This window comes from Cyclobacterium sp. L-R, from assembly GCF_056859355.1.
Genome location: NZ_JBSXOH010000003.1, coordinates 1 through 14,778, shown reverse-complemented (window position 1 = coordinate 14,778; position 14,778 = coordinate 1). Strand labels below are relative to the sequence as shown.

At 38.9% G+C, this 14,778-nt stretch carries 13 protein-coding genes; 2 read left to right on the top strand and 11 right to left on the bottom strand.

Features of this window, described 5'->3' with window-relative positions:
• Window positions 1-442: 442 nt before the first annotated feature.
• The 8 genes from AC13EX_RS00150 to AC13EX_RS00115 all read right to left on the bottom strand — a co-directional run bounded on the left by AC13EX_RS00150 (window position 443) and on the right by AC13EX_RS00115 (window position 10,246).
• On the bottom strand, window positions 443-1,795 hold the full coding sequence (locus tag AC13EX_RS00150; RefSeq protein ID WP_048644406.1) for a TolC family protein: 1,353 nt from the start codon (window positions 1,793-1,795) through the stop codon (window positions 443-445).
• 4 nt (window positions 1,796-1,799) lie between these two features.
• Window positions 1,800-4,961: an efflux RND transporter permease subunit gene (locus tag AC13EX_RS00145; protein ID WP_482891055.1), complete on the bottom strand. Its 3,162-nt coding sequence runs from the start codon at window positions 4,959-4,961 to the stop codon at window positions 1,800-1,802.
• 56 nt (window positions 4,962-5,017) lie between these two features.
• A complete protein-coding gene (locus AC13EX_RS00140; protein WP_482891054.1) occupies window positions 5,018-6,136 on the bottom strand; it encodes an efflux RND transporter periplasmic adaptor subunit in 1,119 nt (372 codons plus the stop codon).
• Window positions 6,137-6,141: 5 nt separating this feature from the next.
• Window positions 6,142-6,615 (bottom strand): MarR family winged helix-turn-helix transcriptional regulator, encoded by a 474-nt coding sequence (locus AC13EX_RS00135; protein ID WP_048641292.1) that lies wholly within the window; start codon window positions 6,613-6,615, stop codon window positions 6,142-6,144.
• Between the two features lie 327 nt (window positions 6,616-6,942).
• Window positions 6,943-7,752 carry a DUF1206 domain-containing protein gene (locus tag AC13EX_RS00130; protein ID WP_482891053.1) on the bottom strand — a complete coding sequence of 270 codons (810 nt, stop codon included), beginning with the start codon at window positions 7,750-7,752 and terminating at the stop codon, window positions 6,943-6,945.
• 192 nt (window positions 7,753-7,944) lie between these two features.
• Complete coding sequence (locus AC13EX_RS00125) at window positions 7,945-9,381, bottom strand: sulfatase family protein (protein ID WP_482891052.1); 1,437 nt, start codon at window positions 9,379-9,381, stop codon at window positions 7,945-7,947.
• A gap of 74 nt (window positions 9,382-9,455) precedes the next feature.
• A complete protein-coding gene (locus AC13EX_RS00120) occupies window positions 9,456-9,857 on the bottom strand; it encodes a hypothetical protein (RefSeq protein WP_482891051.1) in 402 nt (133 codons plus the stop codon).
• Window positions 9,854-10,246 carry a hypothetical protein gene (locus AC13EX_RS00115; protein WP_482891050.1) on the bottom strand — a complete coding sequence of 131 codons (393 nt, stop codon included), beginning with the start codon at window positions 10,244-10,246 and terminating at the stop codon, window positions 9,854-9,856. The genes AC13EX_RS00120 and AC13EX_RS00115 overlap by 4 nt, the downstream gene beginning before the upstream one ends.
• Before the next feature lie 312 nt (window positions 10,247-10,558).
• Here AC13EX_RS00115 and AC13EX_RS00110 point away from each other — a divergent pair, with 312 nt between their 5' ends.
• Together AC13EX_RS00110 and AC13EX_RS00105 are read left to right on the top strand one after the other, a co-directional pair.
• Complete coding sequence (locus tag AC13EX_RS00110) at window positions 10,559-11,341, top strand: 3-keto-disaccharide hydrolase (RefSeq protein WP_482891049.1); 783 nt, start codon at window positions 10,559-10,561, stop codon at window positions 11,339-11,341.
• Window positions 11,338-12,690 (top strand): Gfo/Idh/MocA family protein, encoded by a 1,353-nt coding sequence (locus AC13EX_RS00105; protein WP_482891048.1) that lies wholly within the window; start codon window positions 11,338-11,340, stop codon window positions 12,688-12,690. Before AC13EX_RS00110 ends, AC13EX_RS00105 begins: the two co-directional genes overlap by 4 nt.
• A 256-nt stretch (window positions 12,691-12,946) precedes the next feature.
• On the opposite strand, the gene AC13EX_RS00100 is transcribed toward AC13EX_RS00105, so the two are convergent.
• From AC13EX_RS00100 to AC13EX_RS00090, 3 genes are all read right to left on the bottom strand, one after another.
• Window positions 12,947-13,582, bottom strand: a complete 636-nt coding sequence (locus tag AC13EX_RS00100; protein ID WP_482891047.1) for a hypothetical protein — start codon at window positions 13,580-13,582, stop codon at window positions 12,947-12,949.
• Window positions 13,583-13,607: 25 nt separating this feature from the next.
• On the bottom strand, window positions 13,608-13,883 hold the full coding sequence (locus AC13EX_RS00095) for a hypothetical protein (protein WP_482891046.1): 276 nt from the start codon (window positions 13,881-13,883) through the stop codon (window positions 13,608-13,610).
• Between the two features lie 166 nt (window positions 13,884-14,049).
• Window positions 14,050-14,778 (bottom strand): dihydrofolate reductase family protein (locus tag AC13EX_RS00090; RefSeq protein WP_482891044.1); only part of this gene is annotated, 729 nt, incomplete at its 5' end.

Sequence of the window (14,778 nt, the reverse complement as noted above, 5' to 3'; positions counted from 1 at the left end):
CTGATATTAAAGCGATTTCAGCACGTAATAGATTGTTTATTGCATATTTCGGGTTTAACCTTTAAAAATTTCCTATCCTGAAATTACATCAAAACGCTTATTAATGCTCAAATAAATGCCATTAGAACGGTAAATTTCTGGATCTAATGCATGTAAAAAAAGAAAACATGATGACTCTTACCTGAAGAGTTTTGTCAATACTTTTACGAAAACCTTACACACCCGGTTAAAAATACTTCAATCCTGCAGAGGTATTGGAATGCATTAAAACTGTCTCCATCCATACCGGAATTAATGGTTCACTATAAAAAATTGAATGAAATTATACAGCAGGATATTTTCTGCCGATTTTAAGTTTAAGTCAAAAAAGAAAAAAAATCCACACCACTAAAAGGACAAAACCCGACATGGTGTGGATTGAATAGACTTATTAAATGAATAGCTAATCTTCCAAAAGAATTCCCGCCAACTGCTTCAATTTTAACTCTTCGTATTTAGCGTTGTATTTGGCAATGCTTTGGTTGTTTTGTGCATTTAGCAGATTCAACTGGGCTTGTCTGAATTCTATGGAATTAATTTGCCCTTGCTTGTACAGATCATCACTTCGTTCAAAGTTCTTTCTTGCTGTTTCCAAATTGGCTTTTTCAGCATAATAAACAAACAAGGAATTTTGGTACGCCCCATAGGCATTAAGCACATCCCGCTTAATAGAGAATTCAGTCTGCTCTTTTAAAATTTGTTGCCGCTTAATCTCCACCCTTGCATTCTGGCTTTTCACCCGAGTAGTTCCGCCGTCAAAAATATTCCAAGCCAAAGTAAGTCCTGCCTGAGGACCCAAATTATAACTTCCGGTAACAAAAGCTCCTGCAGGATTTTGGTTGCCCGAATAATTGTAACCTCCACTTAAGGACAATGCAGGAAACCAGCCAGCTTGACTCGCTTTTAATGCAAATTCACTGTTTCGCAATTGGCTATTGGTTTGCTGTATCAGTACATTACGGGCATAGGCCTGAGAGACCAAAACATCTCTGGTACCAGGCAAATCAAAATTAACAGTGGTATCTACCACAAATTCTGTTTCAATTTCCCTACCCATAATCAAGTTTAAATTTCTTCGCGAATTTTCCAATTCCTGAATGGTATTAAGCAAGCTGATACTGTCATTGTTTACATCTACTTGCGCATTTAGCAAATCAATTTGGGTAGTTTGCCCATATTCAAAACTATACTTGGCACGAAGCATCCTGGTGGTGGAAATACTCAATGCATTTTTCAGAATACTTACGCTTTCCGTTAACTGCGCCATTTGAAAATAGGAATTAGACAATTCTAAAAGCGTATTTTCTATAATTTGTCTGGCTTGTAGCTCGGAAATATTGTACTGCTCTTTCAGTTGCTTGTAGTTGTACATTCTCCCATAGCCGTTAAACAAGACGTAATCAAATCCAATTGAAGCCCCATAGTTATAGGCATCGGTAGGATCGTAATTTATGTCTCCATTGACGGTTTGGTTTTGCCCCTGATATCCAGATATACCAACATTTCCATTGGTGCTCACGGTAGGTAAATAACCACTGTTTAAAATGCTTTGGTTGTTGTCGGCTACCTCTAAAGACTTTTCCGCTACCTTAATGTCATAATTGTGCTCCAGGGTTAAACCCATGGCCGCTTCTCGCGAAAGCATTTCTTGACCGCTTACTACTGTGACTGAGCTGGCAAATACTACCAAGGCCATCAGTGACAATAACAGCGATTTGTAATGCTTATCTATTTTATATGCTCTTTGTATGCTCATTATTTTATGCATTGTGAGTGGATTCATCGTTTTCGTGCAGCTCTTCTATCGCTGGTTCTACAGACTCTTTTGAAGGTTTTTCACCTTCCCATAGCCATATTGTGTACACTTTTAATGCATTGCCGACAGACAAAAGCATGGGCAGCATAATCAGTGTTAGCACAGTGGCAATGGCAATTCCATAGGCAATGGCAATGGCCATGGGAATTAAAAACTGGGCTTGTCTACTTTTTTCCAAAATCAGTGGAGACAGACCAGCAATGGTTGTAATTGATGTTAAAAAGATGGCCCTGAACCTGGATTTACCTGCTTCTATTAGGGCCTCGTCAAAACTAAAGCCCTCCTGCAAATAGCTGTTGAACTTACTAATAAGCACCAGTCCATCGTTTACCACAATACCTATCAATGCGATGATACCGAGCAAGGAAAGCATATTGATCGGAAAATCATGTAACCAATGGCCCCATGCGACACCAATCAAGCTAAATGGAATCATTACAAGCAATAATATCGGCTGCATATACGAACGGAAAGTAAAGCCAATGATGATTAATATTAAGAAGATGATGATTGGAAAAACCTTACTTGCTGAGGCCGTAACTTTTCCGGCTTCCCGATTTTGACCTTCGTACAATGCCGATACTGTGGGGTATTTAGACATGATTTCAGGCATGATATTCTCACGCACATCGGCAATAATATCTGAGGAGCTTTCTTTCGGATCTTTTAAATCTGCTTCTACTTTGATTTCGCGCTTTCCGTCCAGGTGATTGATGGTGATTTCTCCCCGCTCAATATAATAAGTGGCAATTTCACTGAGTGGAACACGATTCCCGGACGCACTTACAATATGCATATTGTCCAGGTTTAATATCGATGAACGCCCTTCTCTTTCGTAACGAACCCAAACGATGATTTCATCCTGCCCACGTTGAAAACGTTGCACCTGCAAGCCATTAAAACCGGCACGTACCTGGCCAATGACATCGTTAAGGGTAAAGCCCAACAAATACGCTTTGTCCTTTAACTCAACATTGATTTCATTAATTCCCGCAGGGTCATTATCGCTGATATCGCGCAACAAAGTGTTTTCTTTAAGCTTTTCTTTAAGCTCTAACTTAGCTGCTTTAAGTTCTTCAATATTATAACTCAACAAAGAAACAGAAACAGGTTTTCCACCGAAACTAGCTCCTGCATCAAAAGTCAAACTCTCCGATGAAGGGTATTCACCTGCTGCTTGTGCAATTGAACCTGCGATTTCAGAAGCCGTAAAGTCCCGTTCCTCACCTGGAAGCAAGTTGATTTTTAAAGATGCATTGGCAGTTCCAGGCCCAGTTCTTTTGATAATGCTTTGAAAAACATCTTTACCACCTGTCTGTTTGGCCGTGTATTCCTTGTTCACCTCTATGGCCACTTGTTCTATTTCAGAAATAATGGAATCTGTCACCATTGGGTTAATTCCCTGTGGCATTTTTAGGGTAACATTAACCTGGTCTGAAGCAATGATAGGAAAAAAAGTGGTTCTAATAATCCCACCTTCCATGGCCCCGGTGGTAATTACAAACAGGGCAATAAGAATTGAAAATCCCAAAATTTTAGATTCCATAAAGAAATGCAAAACCGGGCTATATAATTTGTCGCGCAAATAGTCTAAGAAAATAGTGGCTCTTTCATTAAACCAATACATTTTTTGATCCTTAGAAAGGGCTTTGGAGTGGGCAATATGAGCCGGAAGAATTACCAAGGCTTCAAAAAGTGAAAAAGCCAAGGTCAAAATAACCACTATGGATACTTCGCCAAAAAACTCCCCTAGCCTTCCGTCCAGATAAAAGAATGTCGAAAATGCTACCAGAGTAGTCATTATGGCGGATGTAATTGCTGGCAAAACTTCCATGGTACCATCAATAGCCGCTTGAACACGAGTCTTTCCCTTTTCATAATGATGGAAAATATTTTCGGCAATTACTATTCCGTCATCCACCAAGATACCAATCACGATAATCATCCCAAATAAGGAAAGCACGTTAATGGTGATGTCAAAATAGGAGGCTACCATAAACATTCCCATAAAGGAAATGGGAATACCAAAGGCAACCCAAGCTGCCAATCTCGGACGTAAAAAAAGCGAAAGAAAAAACAATACCAAGGCAATTCCTTGTGCACCATTAACCAAAAGTAGCTTGGTTCGTTCTACAATTATTTGTGATCTGTCATTGGTGACATTCAATTGAAGGTTATTGTGCGTTTCGTTAAATCCTTCTGCATAGAGGGCCGCATTTTCGGCAGCTTCAACCAAATCTTCATTGTTGGTAGTGCTAATTTGAAAAGAGATAGAAGGTTGATTGTTAAAATAACTTCTGTCGGGCGTTTCAGACCAGGCGTCTTCCGTAACAGCCACATCCTCTAAAGTAACGATGGCTCCGTTTTCTTCTGTTTTTAAAATAATATTGTTAAGCTCTTTTCCGTAGTAAGAACGGTTATTCACACGGATAAGGTAATCTTCGGCTTCCGTTTTAATGGCACCGCCAGTAACCAAAATATTATTGTTGGCCACGGAATTGGCCACATCGCTAAAAGTCAAATTGTACGAACGCAACACTTCTTCGTTTACCGATACGGTGATTTCTTCGTCTGGGAAACCCGCTATGGTAATCTGGGAAATTCCCTGAATACTGCGCAAATCATTTTCAATTTCCCTACCAATGGATTTGAGGGTTTTTAAAGGAATATTCTCTCCACTCAATTCCAGCTCTATGGCTACATTTAGGTTTTCGTTTTTGGCTACAACCGGAGGCTCCATTTCTGCGGGAAAGGAGGGAACCTTATCTACCGCATTTTTTACATCCGCCAATAAAATATCAATGTCATACCCTTTTAGGGCTTCCACATTAATGCTTGCTGTATTTTCTGAAGAGGCTGAGGTAAAGCGGTCTATCCCTACAATACCACGTAAATTATCTTCAATTTTTAAAACCACGCCTTCTTCCATTTCTTGTGGAGAAGCACCTGGGTAACTTATTGTTATGTCTATAAATTTAGAATCTTGCAAAGGAAAGAAACTAGATTTAAGCGATAACATTCCGAAGGTACCAAGCACCACTATCGCAAGGATAATGACATTTACGGCAACAGGGAATTTTATAAAATGCGTTATAATCGACTTCATTACTTAACTAGTGATTTGTGAAAAATTGTACAAAAATTGCAAAACAGAAATCACCGTTATTGCTCGCTGTAAATAGAAACTTTCATTCCAGGGTAAGCCCCTGTTGGCAATTTGGAAAGTGTTTGTTCTCCATCTTCCAGGCCTCTTACCACCACCGTTTTGTCATTGTAATAAATCGGTTCAATTGTTTTCTGAACGAGTATTGAGTCTTTTACCACAAAAACCTGGTCCTTATCAAAAATCACACTTCTGCTCAATTCATAGGCATTGTCCATTTCTGTGGCCATAATATTGGTCTTTACAAACATGCCTTCTTCCAAGCCTTTTCCACGAAGTTGAATGTATACGTTGGTGGTTTGCGTCTCACTGTTTACCAACCTGTTGATTCGCGTAATTTCTCCTTCCCATTTTAGTGAATTATTATCAGTAGAAGTGACATCCACTTTTTGTCCGATTTTTAAGAGGTTAATCATACTGGCACTTACAGGGGCTTCAATTTCAAAAACCGATGGTTGAATAAATTCACCCAATTTTTGCCCCGGTCTTATTAGCGAACCTGGTGTAACCAAAGCCTCTACCAAAACGCCATCAAAAGGTGCCGTAATATTGTATTTGGCCAGTGTCAGCTCCATGTTTCTAACCGTATAATAGGTAGCATATATATTGCGTCCGGTAACAAACATTTTTTCCTTTTCAGAGCCAACTTCTGGCAAAGGTGGCAAAGGCTGACTAACATCGATCTTGGAAAGAAAGTCGCTCCATTTAGAAAATGAGGAAGCATAATCCAAACGTATATCTGCCAAGGCTGCCGTTACTAAATTTTGAAGGCTACTTTTTTGTGACATCAATCCAGCGCGATAAACGTCAGATTCTACAGCGACAAGTGAACTTCCTTTTTTGTATAAAGACCCTTCTTTAAAACTGCCAACAGGCGAAGTCATAATGCCTTGTACTTCCGCATAGAGTTCCACTCTATTTTTGGCCTCCAAGCTACCTGTCGCAGTTATTTCTACAGGTAATGTGGCATTTTTTATGGTTTCTGTAAACACCGTTGCGGTGTAAATTCCCTTATTCTTTAAAGGTACTTTTTTACTATCCTTCAGGAGATTAGAAACAAAAAATCCAATAACCAAGATCAAAACACTAACGGCAATTATAATTATTTTTCTTTTCATACGTATTAGTTGCGATTGCAACCACTATTTAAATTTTCAATGTTGTCTTTTATTTTACTTAGGGTTTTTGCCGTTTGTTCCAGGTCTTGTTCTGGTATGTTTTCCTGAACCTGTAAAACTAATTTTTTAAAGATGGGCAAGGTGCTTTGATATACCTTTTCACCATGCTTGGTAAGGTTCACCATATTAATCCTTTTGTCTGTAGCAGATGGTAATCTCGCTACCAGATTTTTCTTTTCCAAAGTATTGATAAACCTTGCTAATGAGGCCTTATCCCGTTCCGTAATAAAGGCCAAATCATTCTGTGGCAAAGGGCCATTTGTAGACAGGGCCTTCAGCACCAGCATCTGTTTTATGGTCAGGTCAATCCCCGCTTCTTTCAAGTTGTGGTTAATGTATATATCTACGCATTTTATTGTTTTTCCCAACCAGGGTAAAATGCCATATTCCGTAATGTATACCTTGCAATCATTTTCCATTTTATAAGAATTTGCTGCAAAGGTAAAATAGATAGTTGCGCATGCAACCATTTAAATGTTAAATTTATTTAAACCCGGATTATGTAATAGGATTCGCGATAGCCTGTCCCGTGTTTACGGGAAGTGTAGCAATCGCAAGAAAATCGGTCGTGTACTGAAATAGGTTGACACAATTTAAATTAAGACGCAGTGAAACCTTCACTGCTCACAAGCCGCGGTAAAAGCCTGCAGAAAAAACTTCATGATTTAATGAGGTATTATTGTACGATTGATTTTATGCGCTGTTTTTGAAGCAAACTGTAAATAAGGGAATTTCCAGTCCATGGATTAAAAATTCATTTTATGCTCACTTGCCTTGATCATAATGAAAAGCCCATAAGCCAACATACCGAATGCAATTATTCCCAATACGATTGTTCCAAATTCATCTTGGATAAAATTAAAAGCGTCTTCTGTTCCTCCAGATTTTGAGGCATCGTAGGTAATGGCTGCCCTAACTGTGAGATAAGCGATAATTCCAACCACCAAACCACGAGCTGTATACCCCACACGACCGGAATAAATCATCAATTGCTGTGTTTTATTATTCATCCCAGCCTCTTTTATTTTGATCTTGAAATTCCCAGAGTAGGCGATGAACATTTGATAGATGGCCTTCCCTAGGAAAATAAGTGCAACTACAGCTACCATCCATCGGCCATACTCCTGATTTAAAAGCTTCTGGATCATCGATTCTTTTCCGCCACCGCTACCGCCACCACCTGCACCAATAAGTAACTGTACCGCACTGTAAATGATAAAGAGATAAAAAAATCCACTAGAAAAATAACTTAATCTTCGTCTCAAGCCCTTCCTATCCAAACCATTGTCCTCTGGATCCATAAAAGTTTGGTACATTCTCCAAAAAACATATCCTGCCAAGCCTATTACTACTAGCCAAAGCATTACTTGGCCAAAGGGTTGGCCAAGTAAAAATTGAAAAGCACCTTTACTCCCAGTCTTTTTACCACCACTTCCCAAAGCGGCCCATGCGGTTAACCCGCCTATTAGAAGGTATACTACCCCTTTGGTCCCTATACCCAAACGGGCTATCATTTTCTTCTTTTTTTTACTTGGATTCAAATCTGACTTTTCCATATACAAATTGATATATTCTGAAAAAGCCAAATATGATGCCAAATAGGTGTGTTATTTTTTTCACTGCAATAAATGGATGGAACAAATCACAATTCTATGGTAGGAAATTTACGGCAAAATGCCTCCGTTTATATAATGCTCCTTAGTCAATAAGACATTAAAATCGGACTGTTGGGTAGGCAGAAATTCCGGTTAATTTTCCTTTTCCTTATTAGCTGTAGGAGCTACTTCCAGATGGGGCATAGATTGATACCATGTCAATACCTTTTCCTTCAAAGCATTGGTTTTCTCAACATTCTGCCTTGCAAGGTTTTGTTGTTCTTCCGGGTCAAGGACAATATTGTACAATTCGGGTCTTCCTCCATCATAATCGCATAATAGTTTCCATTCCCCATCACGCACAGCCAAATCAGGAAGGTTTTCGAATCCATAATAACTCTTTCTATCAGGTGGCCGGCTGTAGAATATTGGGGTTTGTCTGGACATGCTGGATTGCCCGAGAACTGTTTCCAATACATTTTCTCCATCAGAAATGGTCTTTTCGGAAGGTTTTGTTCCTGTAAATTCAAGCAAAGAAGGCATTAAATCAATGGCAGAAAAAACCGATTCCTTATTTCGGGATCCTTTCACTTTTTCATCAATAAATCCCGCTCCCCACACCACCAAAGAAGACCGGATTCCTCCCTCATACAAATGTGTTTTATAGCCTTTCAATTTCCCTGCACTCCCAGCTCCCATTTCAGGGCCATTGTCAGAACAGATTAAAATCAATGTATTCTCACGCAGTTTATCGTTGTTCTGAATGAAATCGAAAAGCTTACCAAATTGTTTGTCCATGGCTTCCAGCACTGCAAGGTACAATCCTCTTTTCCCAGCTTCTTTTGCAAGGCCATACTCTTCAAAGGGTGGCCAAAATGGACTATGCACATCGTCAGGCCATATATTTACATAAAACGGTTTTTCATCTTTCTCCGCTTTGCCCATAAATTGGATGGCCTCATCAATGAATCCAGTGGTTATTTCCGAGCGCTGCATCCAGGTAAAAGGCTCCCCGAGAATTTCTGCATCTTCCCAAATGCGTCCTACTATTCCGGTTTCGTCTGTTGTTAGGGGAAGTAATTTGGCCCCCATTCCCTCAAAATTGGTCAATGATTCATCAAAACCATATTCGGTAATTGCAGGTGCCTCAGTAACATCTCGCTGCCCTCCCATGTGCCATTTTCCAAAATGCCCCGTTGCATAGCCTGCCTCATTAAGGCTTCTAGCGAGCATTGGTGCTGAGGGATCCAGCCAGTTTGCCATTCCACGTTCGCTGTTCCTTGCCCGATAGGCCAAGTAAGAAGTGATGTGCCAGCGTTGAGGATATGTTCCTGTAGAAATAGCTACCCTTGAAGGAGAGCAAATTGGGGAATTTACGTAAAACTGTTCGAAACTGATCCCTTCAGAGGCCAACCTATCGATGTTTGGCGTTTGAGCGTCGGTATTTCCAAAACTAGAAAAATCAGCCCAGCCCATGTCATCTATAAATATTAGGATAATATTGGGTTTCCGGCTCTCATTTGGTATTGGTGAACATCCTGCAAGATGGAGGACACCTAAAATAATCACTAGATACAGTATTTTTTTCATATAAAATATTCTGGTTATAAAATTGGTTTGTTCTACCCAAATTGTGAATGCTTATTTAGCTGCTTTTATATTTTTTATTGGTATTGAGGCCAGGCCCTGTAGGCCATGATGCCACCTGTGACCAATAAAATGACCTGAAGAAATAGACTTGGCGCTGTTTCCAGTTGTCGGCCAATGACAAAAAGCAAAAAAACCATTGAAAAGAAAGCAAGTAAGCCAGTCACTTCTTTTTCCTTTTCACCAACCTTTCTATTGTAAAAGATCTTCGCCATCAACCCTCCATAAAGGAAGGTAAACCAGATCAACCTATGTCGGAGGTTTTTGACCACATAGCTGAATGTGGGGTAATCTTTTCCTTCCAATGTAACAAGCACAATATCGATAAGCAACATAAGGCCCAACATAACTGCCACTACAATTTTGATGGTTCGGATTTCAGACAAATGCCTTTTTAAGAATTTATTTAGTTTGTTCATGGCCTTACAATATAATTCATAGACCAAAAAAAGTGGCCAAATAAAACGCCAGCAATTAGAATAGACGTGAGAAAGGCCTTGGTTTTTTTAAAGGGTACTTTAAAACCGATTAAAACCATGATTAGGGTCAGACCAAAAATAATTAAAACCGGAAACATGCCATTTGACATTTTAAAAGCATCATTTGTGGTACCTAGGAAAAGGTGCCCAGCTATCGCTCCCAAGGCAAATGGAATAAAAAAAGACTTACCCTTTGACCATTCGAGTAATAAAATATTGGAGGTGTCATTGTCCACATTATTGAGCATAAGCAGGATTTCTATGATAAAGTAAGCCACAGCCAAACTTATCATAATACTGACAACCACTGTATATCCTGTACCTTCCATGTCTATTTAGAAAATGAATATTAATTTAAGTCATTTTTAGACAAAATGAAATAGAATTACAGTTTATTTTAACCAAATAAGATATGGCCACAACAGGTTAATAGAAGCAGTATAGCTGTTTGTTTTTTGGTTTTGACCTACATCTTCTCTTTCATGTTAAGACCAAGGTCTTCCTCCACTTTCAACCCAAAAAAATACCTTATATAAAGGAAGTGAAGGCCTTTAAAAGAGAAACAACTGCTCAGGATAATCAAATCTTGCTGGGGCAGACAATTCGGATTATATTTATACCTGAAAAATTAAGTCTACAATATGAAACAAATCATTTATTCCTTGGTGGCTTTGATAGCCTTCAATGCTTGCGAAAGCAAAAAAACGACCGAAAGCGAAAGTAAAGTTCAAGAAGAAGACTGGATCGTCCTTTTTGATGGTACTACTACAGAGGGCTGGAGAGCCTACAACGGTGATGAACTCCCTCCTGGCTGGGTGATCAAAGACGGGGAACTAACCTATGATACCGAAATGGGTTTAGAACAAGACTACACTGGTGGAAAAGACATTATTTACGGTGCAGAAGAGTTTGAGAACTTTGAATTGTACTTAGAATGGAAATTACCTAAAGGTGGTAACAGCGGCATATTCTATCACATACCTGAAGTAAAAGAAAGTTCTGGACCTTCAGGATTGGCACCGGAATATCAACTTATTGATGACGAAAATTATGCTTCTATACATGATTTGACTGCCTACAATAAAAAAATGGGCGAAACCGAAAATTTAGACCAACTGCAAGATTGGCAAAAAACTGCCTCTGATTATGCAATGTATCCTGCCGATCAATCCCAAGTAGAATTAAACCCTGTCGGTGAATGGAACAGCTCCAAAATAGTATATACACCCGAAAAAGTAGAATATTGGCTTAACGGAAAGATCGTGGTTTCATTTGTCCCTGGGTCTGAAGATTGGGAAACAAGGAAAAACTCTGGTAAATGGAGCGGTTCACCCGATTATGCTAAAGCCAAAAAAGGATACATTGGCCTTCAAGATCACGCAAGTCCGATATGGTTTAGAAATATTAAAATCAAAAAATTATGAATCAGAAAATAATTAATAGAAGAGATTTATTGAAAAGTGGAGCTACCGTGGCTATCGCATCTATGCTCCCTTCATGGGCATGGGCTAATAGTGAAAATGGTCGCTTAAGAACTGCACACGTGGGATTGGGTGGTATGGGTAAAGCCGACTTGGATGCAATTTCTTCTCACGAGAAAGTGGACGTTGTAGCGCTTTGCGATGTTGATGCAAAAATGCTTGCACCATTAAAGAAGGACTATCCCAAGGCCAAGTTCTATTCTGATTACAGGACAATGATGAAAGAAATGGCGGACGATATCGATGCCGTGGTTGTTTCTACCCCTGATCATACCCACGCTCCAGCTTCCATGTTGGCGATGGACCATGGTAAGGCTGTTTACTGTCAAAAACCGCTTACCCATCATGTGTCTGAGGCAAGAGCCATGAATAAAAAGGCAGCAGAAAAGAAATTGGTAACCCAAATGGGGATCCAGGTGCACTCTTTTTATGACTACAAACTGGCTACGCTATTGATACAATCAGGTATCATTGGTAAAGTGAAAGAAGTAAGGGCCTGGTCCCCTAAAAACTGGGGAACTGACGATCCAATGCCAAAAGGAGCTGACCCAATTCCAGAAGGTCTTGACTGGAACTTATGGCTAGGTACTGCAGCCGATAGGCCTTATAAAGAAGGACTATACCATCCTGGCAACTGGCGTAAAGTGCTTGACTTTGGTTGCGGAACTTTGGGCGACATGGGTGTTCATATTTTTGACACGCCTTACAATGCCTTGGCCCTAGATGTACCAAAGACCATCAAAAACGAGTGTAGAAAACCTACTGGCTTTGGCTTCCCCGAAGAGAATACAGTAACCTACGAATTCCCAGGAACGAAGTACACCACCAAAAATTTTAAATGGGTATGGTATGACGGTGTAAACGCACCAGGGAAAGATAAAAACCTTATACTCCCCAATAATGATAAGCTACCTGAACAGGGTGCCATGTTTGTGGGAGAAAAAGGCAATTTATTATTGCCTCACTTTATGCAATTACCAAAACACATTGTAGATGGCAAGTATGTAGAACTAGACCTCACTAAGCTTAAAAAGTCAGGCAAAATAGGTGATGTAATTAGGGATTATGAAGTGGAAGGCAAACGCCATTACCACCAATTTGTAGATGCTTGTTTAGGAAAAGACGAATGTTCTGCTCCTTTCTCCTACGCTTCCAGGTTAACGGAAACGATACTATTGGGCGTAATAGCAGGCAGGTTTCCAAATAAAACCTTGCACTGGGACAATGCCACAGCACGTTTTGAAGAAGACGAAGCCAACCAATTCCTGGATGGCACCTATAGAGCATTTTAATAATTGCTGAAAAGCGGTTAAAGTAATTAATTAAAGCCGTTCAGGAAAAATGGGCTAACGCTCAGTTTTTCTGAACGGCTTTTTTATACCACTGGACTAGCTTAGACTAACTCCTAAAAAGGCCTCAAATATTAACATCACTGCTCAATAGTTACCCAGAACTCTGAGTGGGCCATGAGCATGGTCCCTGAGCCTGTCGAAGGTTGTCGAAGTGCCAGCTGTCAGAATGATTGGTTATTATACGCAGTTTTTCTCTTTAATCACCAAATACCTCCCATTTAATACCGAGCTTTTCTTTACATTCAAAGAGTTCGAACTTTTTAATTAAAGATTCCCTATGTGCAGAACCACACATATAAACTCCTTTTTCGAAAGAGTTGAACTTACAAAATGAATAGATATTCTGAATCATTGAATTTTCGTATTCCTCAAGTTTTACATCATAAGTTTTTAAAAATTCTTCATCTTGTAAAAGACTGTTTTCAAAATCTCTCATTTTTGAATGTAGAGCCATACCCCTGGCACTATTTAAAAACTCAAAACCTTCGAGGCACTCTAATTTGCTAAATTCAAGAAGCATTGCATCCAATTCATTATTTACAGGAATACTATTATATTTCTTATCAAATAGATTCGTAATTTCATTGTCCAAAACTGGTACATATTTGAAAGAAAAATGTGCTGAAAGTTTCTGTAAAGCTTCTATCTCAAGTTTGTGGTGATAAATTCCAAATGATGAGAAATTGATCCTTTCAAATTGAGAGTATGTGGCTTCAAGTGCTTCTAGAAAAATCACTTCAGGTTTTTGGATCTCCAATATGCTACAGAGATTATCAGCATTACATTTACCATTTTTTTTGTGCCTAGTGCTGATAAAAGTGATCTTTGTCATTGAAGTACTTTTTATATTCGTATATCTAAAGCAGAACCCATTTCCTATTTATGCTTTTGTTCACACTACAATCGTAGGTACTATGGGCTCTTCCGACTTCTCTTGTCCCCTTGCTGAACTTCGCTATGCTTATATCAGCCCGTTTAAGGTTGCCAACCTTTGAAACAAGAGACCTCCCACAGGCCAGTGATAAAACAGACTTGGATATTGTTTGAACCCTGTCCAACCATTTATAATCTTTTGTAAGGTTGTTTCTATACCTTTTGTAGCGATACCTTGCCCATCTTATAAACAGTTGCATAACGATTTTTTAGCCTATCGTTACTCTCGCCACACATATGAAAAGTTGGCGATTTCGAAGCACTAAACTTTCCGTTAAGCACAAAGTTTGACGCGAACCAAAACCCTTGAATTTATCACAATTTCGCCTATTTTTTATATACATTGTTTTGTGCTGGCTTTATTACTTAATTCGTTTTCGGTTTATAATAAAGTAAGATTGTTCCACTTTTAAAAACTTTGCTTTTTGTCAGTTCGAGTTTTATATTATTTTTCAGATTGTCCAAAATCGGTTCTCCTTTTTCAATGAATATTGGGTCTATCATAATTTGATATTCATCCACTAAATTCGCATTCGTAAGTTGTGCTAAAATCTTTCCGCTCCCTAAAAGTGTAATGTTCTTATTACTCGTTTTTTTTAATTCCGCTATTCTATCTATTAGGTTTTCGTTGATAATTTGAGTGTTTTTCCAATCAGTTGATTCTAACGTTTTAGAAACGACAATTTTTTCTGAATTATTCATGCCATCTGCAACTTCGGGAAAAGAGTCATAAGCTATTTGAGTTAGCCAAAAACTTTTCATCATTTCGTAGGTTACTCTGCCGAATAGAAGAGTGTCGTTCGATTTTAAGCTCTCAACTGAATATTGGGCCTCTTCTCCTCCGTGTTGGTGCCAATTTATATCCTCGTTAATTCCTTTATAAAATCCGTTTAAAGAAATGAATGTGAATGATGTCAATTTTGCCATAATTTTATTAATATCTTGTCTTTTTATTTGTAAGCATCCGACGAACCCATATAGATTAATTTTGAGTTGTTGGATTTTATGCTTTGAGGAGCTACTTGATTTTATGTTTCTCCCAATTGGAAGGTAGTAGTTGATAGAGATCTTTTTGCTTGTGGCTCTGGATTCTTT

What these genes read in the sequence shown, in the direction of transcription:
- AC13EX_RS00105 (WP_482891048.1), top strand. Translation starts at nt 11,338, where the DNA reads ATGAATCAGAAAATAATTAATAGAAGAGATTTATTGAAAAGTGGAGCT.
- AC13EX_RS00115 (WP_482891050.1), bottom strand. Translation starts at nt 10,246, where the DNA reads ATGGAAGGTACAGGATATACAGTGGTTGTCAGTATTATGATAAGTTTG.
- AC13EX_RS00150 (WP_048644406.1), bottom strand. Translation starts at nt 1,795, where the DNA reads ATGAGCATACAAAGAGCATATAAAATAGATAAGCATTACAAATCGCTG.
- AC13EX_RS00110 (WP_482891049.1), top strand. Translation starts at nt 10,559, where the DNA reads ATGAAACAAATCATTTATTCCTTGGTGGCTTTGATAGCCTTCAATGCT.
- AC13EX_RS00140 (WP_482891054.1), bottom strand. Translation starts at nt 6,136, where the DNA reads ATGAAAAGAAAAATAATTATAATTGCCGTTAGTGTTTTGATCTTGGTT.
- AC13EX_RS00130 (WP_482891053.1), bottom strand. Translation starts at nt 7,752, where the DNA reads ATGGAAAAGTCAGATTTGAATCCAAGTAAAAAAAAGAAGAAAATGATA.
- AC13EX_RS00120 (WP_482891051.1), bottom strand. Translation starts at nt 9,857, where the DNA reads ATGAACAAACTAAATAAATTCTTAAAAAGGCATTTGTCTGAAATCCGA.
- AC13EX_RS00135 (WP_048641292.1), bottom strand. Translation starts at nt 6,615, where the DNA reads ATGGAAAATGATTGCAAGGTATACATTACGGAATATGGCATTTTACCC.
- AC13EX_RS00125 (WP_482891052.1), bottom strand. Translation starts at nt 9,381, where the DNA reads ATGAAAAAAATACTGTATCTAGTGATTATTTTAGGTGTCCTCCATCTT.
- AC13EX_RS00100 (WP_482891047.1), bottom strand. Translation starts at nt 13,582, where the DNA reads ATGACAAAGATCACTTTTATCAGCACTAGGCACAAAAAAAATGGTAAA.
- AC13EX_RS00145 (WP_482891055.1), bottom strand. Translation starts at nt 4,961, where the DNA reads ATGAAGTCGATTATAACGCATTTTATAAAATTCCCTGTTGCCGTAAAT.
- AC13EX_RS00095 (WP_482891046.1), bottom strand. Translation starts at nt 13,883, where the DNA reads ATGCAACTGTTTATAAGATGGGCAAGGTATCGCTACAAAAGGTATAGA.